This window comes from Neisseria sp. HMSC070F02 (assembly GCF_001814225.1).
Classification (GTDB): Bacteria; Pseudomonadota; Gammaproteobacteria; order Burkholderiales; family Neisseriaceae; genus Neisseria; species Neisseria meningitidis.
The window spans coordinates 1-5,009 of sequence record NZ_KV815369.1 but is presented as its reverse complement, the minus strand read 5'-3'; the positions used below and the strand labels follow the sequence as shown (position 1 = coordinate 5,009).

The window sequence follows — 5,009 nt, the reverse complement described above, 5'->3', positions numbered from 1 at the left end:
ATTTTTGCCCGACGGGGTGAAAAATACAGTTGCTTTTTCATGTCTGTCCGTTTCGCAAAAAACATCGGCTTAATACTATATATTGTATTTTATTGGTATAATATGCGTTAATTAGTCAATATATTGTGTTTTATGGGTTTGAGATGCGCCGGGCGTTGATTGCAAAAATTAAAATTGCCCAAAAGGAGCTGGGCTTGGACGACGGTACCTATCGCGCGGTGTTGGAGCGCGTGACGGGCAAGCGGTCGTGTGCGGATATGGATGTTTCCGAACTTGAGTCTGTTGTCGCTGATATGCGGTCGCACGGATTTAAGCCTAAAGCAAAAGGTAACCCACACGGTAAACCACATCTGCGTCGGACATCATCAGCGGCAATGTTGGACAAAGTCGAAGCCCTGCTGACCGTCGGCGGCAAACATTGGAACTATGCACACGCAATGGCGCGGCGGATGTTTGGTAAGGATAAGGTCGAATATTTAGACGATACGCAGCTACATAAACTGGTTGCTGCGTTGCAGATTGCGGAAAACAGGAAAACGGAAAAAGCGGGTGGGGATGATGGGGTTCGAAAAAGTTGAACATTTATTGCCGGATACCGTGTTGGACATTGTGGATGTCATCGGACTGGCAGCGACGGAACAGCTGGTCAAGGCGATTGGCGGGGCGCGGTTTAAATTTGGTAAGGGCAAGGTGGACACCGAGCGTTTGGCAATTTTGGTCGAAGCCATCGGCGAAGTGAAAACACATGAGCTGTTGCAGGTATATGGTGGCGAGGAATTGTATGTCCCACGGTGCGGCAAGGCGTTAATACAGTTGAGAAACCATAGGTTTTATCAGGAGTTTGTCAAATTGCGCGATATTGATAAGGAGAGCGGGCTTATGGCGATGACGAAGCTATGCCCTAAATACGGCATCTCTTCACGAACGGGATATACGATTATCAATGAAATGAGCCGACCTGCGGCACAGCAGGCAGCTTTATTTTAGGCAGTGATGTGTGACCAGGCTTTGGCCGTCTGTATTCAGACGGTCTTTTTTTTGGTTTGCAGGGGTGAAACATCTACCGTTCGGGACGATGGGTTAAAGACGGTTTAATGGGGTTTTCAAATGTTATAGTGGATTAACAAAAACCAGTACGGCGTTGCCTCGCCCTAGCTCGAAGAGAACGATTCTCTAAAGGTGCTAAGCACCAAGTGAATCGGTTCCGTACTATCTGTACTGTCTGCGGCTTCGTTCGCCTTGTCCTGATTTTTGTTAATCCACTATATGCAATCAATATTTTTTGGAGATGATGAATGGGCAAAACCGTAACCTTAACCGCTGGACACAGCAACACCGACCCGGGTGCGGTCAACGGCAGCGACCGTGAGGCGGACTTGGCGCAGGATATGCGCAACATTGTGGCTTCAATCCTGCGTAACAATTACGGCCTGACCGTTAAAACCGACGGCACGGGCAAAGGCAATATGCCGCTGCGCGAAGCGGTCAAGCTGATTCGCGGCTCGGATGTGGCGATTGAGTTTCACACCAACGCTGCCGTCAGCAAAGCGGCGACAGGCATCGAAGCCTTGAGTACCGTTAAAAACAAACGCTGGTGTCAGGTGTTGAGCAAAGCCGTTGCCAAGAAAACCGGCTGGAAACTGCGCGGCGAAGACGGCTTTAAACCCGACAATGCGGGCCAGCATTTGCGCCTGGCTTATGCACAAGCCGGCGGCATTGTGTTTGAGCCTTTTTTCATCAGCAACGACACTGATTTGGCCTTGTTTAAGACGACTAAATGGGGCATCTGCCGCGCGATTGCGGACGCGATTGCGATGGAATTGGGGGCGGCAAGAGTATGAATATTATTGGTAAATTGAAAGAAGCTGCTTCCTATTTTCTTACAAAATTGATTGGAGAAAATCCTAGTAATGAGCAGGTAAACCGCGCACTTATACAGATGCCAAATGTTCGTCCGATACACACCTATCCACGCCCAAATTTAAGAAACTCAGGCGTGGCAGCCGCGAAACGCGCGGCGCGCAAACGCAAGAATCGTCGTTAATCATGGGACAGGTTGCGTTTTACGAAAAGATGATTGGGCTGTGGTCGGCCAAAAGCCGTGAGGCAAGCGAACAGGCAGACTTGGCGGCGTTTGAATTTGCGGAGGGCGAACTGGCCAATTATCAGGAAATGCTGAAACGGCACCTGCAAACCAAAAGTGTGGAATAGCAATGCGTATTTTGGATATTTTTAAAAACCCAGCGACAGGCAATGTGTCGCACTCGAAACTGTGGGCAAACGTTGCCTGCGCGGCGGGGACGGTTAAGTTTGTGATGCTGCCCGACCCGTCGGCGGAGATTTGGGCGGTGTATTTGGGCATTGTCGGCGGCTATGCGGTGGCGCGTTCGTTGGTCAGCGTCAAACGTCAGGAGGTCGAGAATGAATCTCGTGAAACTGCTGGCGAATAACTGGCAACCGATTGCCATCATCGCGCTTGTCGGCACGCTCTTGGCGGTGTCGCACCATCAAGGCTACAAGTCGGCTTTTGCGAAGCAGCAGGCGGTCATTGACAAGATGGAAAAAGACAAAGCGCAAGCCCTGCTGTTGTCGGCTCAAAACTATGCACGCGAGCTGGAACAGGCGCGTGCGGAAGCTAAAAAATATGAAGTCAAGGCGCACGCTGTCGGCATGGCTTTGGCGAAAAAACAGGCGGAAGTCAGCCGTCTGAAAACGGAAAATAAAAAGGAAATCGAAAATGTCCTTACTCAAGACCGTAAAAATGCAGGCGGCGGTTGTATTGACGGCTTTGGCCATCACGGCCTGCAGCTCTACAACCGCGCCCTCGGCTACGGAAATTAAGGTTGTCGAAAAGGCGGTCTTGCCGACACCGCCTGCCGCGTTGATGGTCGCGCCGGTGCGCCCGAATCCGCCGAAAGACGGCAAGACGGCCACGCTGTTGGAACACGCCGCCGAGTTTGGCGGCTATGTTGCCGAACTGGAAAATCAAAATCAGGCTTGGCGCGACTGGGCGGGCAATCACTCCCGCAAAGTCGGAAACTGACAAAAAAGCCCGCGTAGGGCGCGGGCTGAGGGTGAAAGCGGATTTTATACCTCTTTTACAGGGGTAGCGGCGGTAGTGCTTTTCAGCAAATCGACTGCGTGCTGACAGTTTTGCTTGCTGGTGTAGCCTTCGCCCTGAGCGATGATTTCATGGTTGGCTGCTTTCAAACGCCAACGGTATTCGCCTTTTGCGTCTTTATAGATTTCAAAATACATAAGGTTTCTCCTATGAATGAGTACACGTTTTCTTACCGCTTTAACGGCAAGTCCTGGTCATTGAGCATTTGGGCGGACAACCCTGAAGAAGCCAGGGCGAAATTTCGGGCTGCACGAGAAAATGCGCACTATGACGGCGAAGTTGTAGCAAAGGTTTATACATTTGTAAATATTTCGTGGGTTAAGAAATTGTACAAGCGGACAAAATATTTAATGGGTATCAAAGAATGACCTACCGTGAATTAGTTGAACGTCAGTTGGCTGTGCGCCATGCCGATTTGGAATTGGGCTTAAGCCGCGCACGCGAGCAAGAGCCGTTTGTCATTCATGTTTCCGATCTGTTGGATAAGGCAGGCATTGAGTACGCGGTACGCATGGATAAGGATTTTCAGACGACGTTTCACCTTGAATATCCAATTACGAACTATGACACCTTTAAACGTGCGGTTTGGCAAACTTTGGGGGCGTATTACTGTGTTTGTAATGATGGTGATGGACTGGAGATTGCCAGCAATCGCCCTGACGGTTACGCCGTCCGTATCGTATTCGGCGATGTGCCGGTTTAAAGGGGTTTTAAATGGACTTTGAATTTGGTTTCAGAACCCTGTGGCCGATTGCGACGGCGGCATTTTGGTTTTGGGTCAACGGCATTTCAGGCCGTCTGAAAGAAGCGGACAAGCGTATCGACGACCTGAAAGAGGAGCTGCATGCGGTCAAGCTCTCGTACCACACCAAGCAGGATGCCCAAGCCGACCGCAAAAATATCGCAGCGTCTTTGGAGCGCATCGAAAACAAGTTGGAAAAAGTAAACGAAAAACTGGACAGGAAAGCAGACAAATCATGAGCGACCCGATTTTAGAAGCCTTGGCGCGTATTGAAAACAAGACTGATCAAACGCTGAAAAATCAGAAAGAAATGCAGGCGGAAATTGCGCAAATCCGCCAAGACACGAAACGCACGGCCATTACATTCGGCGCACTGGGCGGCGGCGTGATTACGGTCGGCTGGGAATTGCTTAAAGCGAAAATGGGACTGTAATTATGGCTCACCCGCAAGAAATCCGTGAAAAGTTACGCCGGCTCTATGTGAGCGGCGAGCAAACTTTGGAAACGGCGGCCTTGATGTGCGAAATCCCGCAGACCACTGCGCGTGCGTGGAAACGTGCGGATAAGGAAAAAGGCGACGACTGGGATAAGATGCGCGCCTCCTACACTTTGGCCGACGGCGGTATTGAAGACTTGAGCCGTGCGATGTTGGCCGGTTTTATGGTGCAGTACAACAGCACGATGACGATGCTGCAGGATTCGAGTACCGAAGATTTGCCCCCGTCCGACCGCGCCAAGCTGTTGGCCAGCCTGGCCGATGCGTTTACGAAAACCGTATCGGCCAATGCGCGTGTGATGCCGGAAACGTCAAAACTGGCGACGGCTTTGGAATTGATTGAGTTCTTGATGGCGTTTGTGCAAGAAAAACACCCCAAACATTTGCCTGCCTTTGTGGAGGTATTGGAGCCGTTTGGGGTGGAAGTGGAGAAGAAGTTTGGTTAGAGGCCGACAAATTTTTTTAAAAGAGTAATGAGGGTGGCGGCAGGGATAGCATTAATTGCATTTTCCGTAAGCGTACTTAATGCAGTGTCCTTGATTTTCCCTAATTCTTTTTTCAGCCAGCTTTTTTCTGAATCAGAAATCTCCGCTTGGTCTATTTTTGCCGCAATTAAAGCCCGAGACCTTTGCAAAATTCCTTTCCCTCCC

Annotated in this window: 14 protein-coding genes and 1 pseudogene; 13 read left to right on the top strand and 2 right to left on the bottom strand. The window is 50.2% G+C overall.

What is annotated here, in order from left to right:
• Positions 1–143 precede the first annotated feature (143 nt).
• The 8 genes from HMPREF2959_RS02370 (at position 144) to HMPREF2959_RS13445 (ending at position 3,043) form a co-directional block, all read left to right on the top strand.
• Positions 144–578: a gp16 family protein gene (locus HMPREF2959_RS02370; protein ID WP_002222598.1), complete on the top strand. Its 435-nt coding sequence runs from the start codon at positions 144–146 to the stop codon at positions 576–578.
• Complete coding sequence (locus HMPREF2959_RS02365) at positions 559–987, top strand: Mor transcription activator family protein (RefSeq protein ID WP_002233778.1); 429 nt, start codon at positions 559–561, stop codon at positions 985–987. The genes HMPREF2959_RS02370 and HMPREF2959_RS02365 overlap by 20 nt, the downstream gene beginning before the upstream one ends.
• 308 nt (positions 988–1,295) lie before the next feature.
• The gene (locus HMPREF2959_RS02360) at positions 1,296–1,841 is read left to right on the top strand and encodes an N-acetylmuramoyl-L-alanine amidase (RefSeq protein ID WP_070696326.1); all 546 of its coding nucleotides are present in this window, start codon (positions 1,296–1,298) and stop codon (positions 1,839–1,841) included.
• Positions 1,838–2,044 (top strand): hypothetical protein, encoded by a 207-nt coding sequence (locus HMPREF2959_RS02355; protein ID WP_002219372.1) that lies wholly within the window; start codon positions 1,838–1,840, stop codon positions 2,042–2,044. Before HMPREF2959_RS02360 ends, HMPREF2959_RS02355 begins: the two co-directional genes overlap by 4 nt.
• Positions 2,045–2,046: 2 nt before the next feature.
• On the top strand, positions 2,047–2,211 hold the full coding sequence (locus HMPREF2959_RS02350; RefSeq protein WP_002215782.1) for a hypothetical protein: 165 nt from the start codon (positions 2,047–2,049) through the stop codon (positions 2,209–2,211).
• Positions 2,212–2,213: 2 nt separating this feature from the next.
• On the top strand, positions 2,214–2,450 hold the full coding sequence (locus HMPREF2959_RS02345) for a hypothetical protein (RefSeq protein WP_002215783.1): 237 nt from the start codon (positions 2,214–2,216) through the stop codon (positions 2,448–2,450).
• Positions 2,422–2,841: a hypothetical protein gene (locus HMPREF2959_RS02340; RefSeq protein WP_002235717.1), complete on the top strand. Its 420-nt coding sequence runs from the start codon at positions 2,422–2,424 to the stop codon at positions 2,839–2,841. The genes HMPREF2959_RS02345 and HMPREF2959_RS02340 overlap by 29 nt, the downstream gene beginning before the upstream one ends.
• Entirely contained in the window at positions 2,738–3,043 is a 306-nt protein-coding gene (locus tag HMPREF2959_RS13445) for a hypothetical protein (RefSeq protein WP_180295933.1), read from the top strand. The genes HMPREF2959_RS02340 and HMPREF2959_RS13445 overlap by 104 nt, the downstream gene beginning before the upstream one ends.
• A gap of 44 nt (positions 3,044–3,087) precedes the next feature.
• Here the strand turns inward: HMPREF2959_RS13445 and HMPREF2959_RS02330 are convergent, their stop codons facing one another.
• Positions 3,088–3,258 carry a YegP family protein gene (locus HMPREF2959_RS02330; RefSeq protein WP_002215844.1) on the bottom strand — a complete coding sequence of 57 codons (171 nt, stop codon included), beginning with the start codon at positions 3,256–3,258 and terminating at the stop codon, positions 3,088–3,090.
• Between the two features lie 12 nt (positions 3,259–3,270).
• Here HMPREF2959_RS02330 and HMPREF2959_RS02325 point away from each other — a divergent pair, with 12 nt between their 5' ends.
• Genes HMPREF2959_RS02325 through HMPREF2959_RS02305 form a run of 5 tightly spaced genes read left to right on the top strand, consistent with a single transcriptional unit; the run spans position 3,271 to position 4,805 of the window.
• A complete protein-coding gene (locus HMPREF2959_RS02325; protein ID WP_002215845.1) occupies positions 3,271–3,489 on the top strand; it encodes a hypothetical protein in 219 nt (72 codons plus the stop codon).
• The gene (locus tag HMPREF2959_RS02320) at positions 3,486–3,824 is read left to right on the top strand and encodes a hypothetical protein (protein ID WP_002222592.1); all 339 of its coding nucleotides are present in this window, start codon (positions 3,486–3,488) and stop codon (positions 3,822–3,824) included. The genes HMPREF2959_RS02325 and HMPREF2959_RS02320 overlap by 4 nt, the downstream gene beginning before the upstream one ends.
• A gap of 11 nt (positions 3,825–3,835) precedes the next feature.
• Positions 3,836–4,102, top strand: coding sequence for a hypothetical protein (locus tag HMPREF2959_RS02315; protein ID WP_002233854.1), 267 nt, complete (start codon positions 3,836–3,838; stop codon positions 4,100–4,102).
• The gene (locus tag HMPREF2959_RS02310; protein ID WP_002219313.1) at positions 4,099–4,296 is read left to right on the top strand and encodes a hypothetical protein; all 198 of its coding nucleotides are present in this window, start codon (positions 4,099–4,101) and stop codon (positions 4,294–4,296) included. The genes HMPREF2959_RS02315 and HMPREF2959_RS02310 overlap by 4 nt, the downstream gene beginning before the upstream one ends.
• A gap of 2 nt (positions 4,297–4,298) precedes the next feature.
• Positions 4,299–4,805, top strand: coding sequence for a DUF1804 family protein (locus tag HMPREF2959_RS02305; RefSeq protein WP_002243486.1), 507 nt, complete (start codon positions 4,299–4,301; stop codon positions 4,803–4,805).
• Here HMPREF2959_RS02305 and HMPREF2959_RS02300 read toward each other — a convergent pair.
• Positions 4,802–5,009: pseudogene (locus tag HMPREF2959_RS02300) on the bottom strand (hypothetical protein); the annotation flags it as partial. The gene HMPREF2959_RS02305 and the pseudogene HMPREF2959_RS02300 sit on opposite strands and share 4 nt — an antisense overlap.

Excerpts from the sequence above, each read along its gene's own strand:
- HMPREF2959_RS02345 (WP_002215783.1), top strand. The coding sequence starts at position 2,214 with ATGCGTATTTTGGATATTTTTAAAAACCCAGCGACAGGCAATGTGTCG.
- HMPREF2959_RS02330 (WP_002215844.1), bottom strand. The coding sequence starts at position 3,258 with ATGTATTTTGAAATCTATAAAGACGCAAAAGGCGAATACCGTTGGCGT.
- HMPREF2959_RS13445 (WP_180295933.1), top strand. The coding sequence starts at position 2,738 with ATGTCCTTACTCAAGACCGTAAAAATGCAGGCGGCGGTTGTATTGACG.
- HMPREF2959_RS02305 (WP_002243486.1), top strand. The coding sequence starts at position 4,299 with ATGGCTCACCCGCAAGAAATCCGTGAAAAGTTACGCCGGCTCTATGTG.
- HMPREF2959_RS02325 (WP_002215845.1), top strand. The coding sequence starts at position 3,271 with ATGAATGAGTACACGTTTTCTTACCGCTTTAACGGCAAGTCCTGGTCA.
- HMPREF2959_RS02340 (WP_002235717.1), top strand. The coding sequence starts at position 2,422 with ATGAATCTCGTGAAACTGCTGGCGAATAACTGGCAACCGATTGCCATC.
- HMPREF2959_RS02360 (WP_070696326.1), top strand. The coding sequence starts at position 1,296 with ATGGGCAAAACCGTAACCTTAACCGCTGGACACAGCAACACCGACCCG.
- HMPREF2959_RS02315 (WP_002233854.1), top strand. The coding sequence starts at position 3,836 with ATGGACTTTGAATTTGGTTTCAGAACCCTGTGGCCGATTGCGACGGCG.
- HMPREF2959_RS02320 (WP_002222592.1), top strand. The coding sequence starts at position 3,486 with ATGACCTACCGTGAATTAGTTGAACGTCAGTTGGCTGTGCGCCATGCC.
- HMPREF2959_RS02370 (WP_002222598.1), top strand. The coding sequence starts at position 144 with ATGCGCCGGGCGTTGATTGCAAAAATTAAAATTGCCCAAAAGGAGCTG.
- HMPREF2959_RS02310 (WP_002219313.1), top strand. The coding sequence starts at position 4,099 with ATGAGCGACCCGATTTTAGAAGCCTTGGCGCGTATTGAAAACAAGACT.
- HMPREF2959_RS02350 (WP_002215782.1), top strand. The coding sequence starts at position 2,047 with ATGGGACAGGTTGCGTTTTACGAAAAGATGATTGGGCTGTGGTCGGCC.
- HMPREF2959_RS02355 (WP_002219372.1), top strand. The coding sequence starts at position 1,838 with ATGAATATTATTGGTAAATTGAAAGAAGCTGCTTCCTATTTTCTTACA.
- HMPREF2959_RS02365 (WP_002233778.1), top strand. The coding sequence starts at position 559 with ATGGGGTTCGAAAAAGTTGAACATTTATTGCCGGATACCGTGTTGGAC.